Genomic DNA, 281 nt, shown 5'->3' with positions numbered 1-281 from the left:
GCCGGCGGCGAGTTCCTGATCAACGGCGTGGCGCAGACCGCAGGCCACGCGATCAATGTGCCGTCGGGTGCCAATGTGGTGTTCGATGCCGGGACGTCAGCCGGCACCGATACGCTGTGGGCGCAGCTCATTCAGAACGGCACGGCGGGTAGCTGGCAGCAGTTTGCGGTCTCGGTCCCGAATCCGACGGTCACGGTGCACAACTTCAGCACCGCGACCCCTGGCCAGACCATTGCGCTGTCCAACCTGGTGACGATCCTGGATCCCGGCAATGTCGGGTA

General features: G+C 65.1%; 1 protein-coding gene. It reads left to right on the top strand.

Annotation, left to right across the window (positions count from 1 at the left end):
* A partial coding sequence (locus FNJ47_RS46970) for a hypothetical protein (protein WP_163163605.1) occupies window positions 1–281 on the top strand: 281 nt, incomplete at both ends.

This window comes from Bradyrhizobium uaiense (assembly GCF_010811875.1).
Taxonomy (GTDB): Bacteria; Pseudomonadota; Alphaproteobacteria; order Rhizobiales; family Xanthobacteraceae; genus Bradyrhizobium; species Bradyrhizobium uaiense.
Note: the sequence above shows the minus strand (reverse complement) of the source record. Positions and strands in the feature narration are given on the sequence as shown.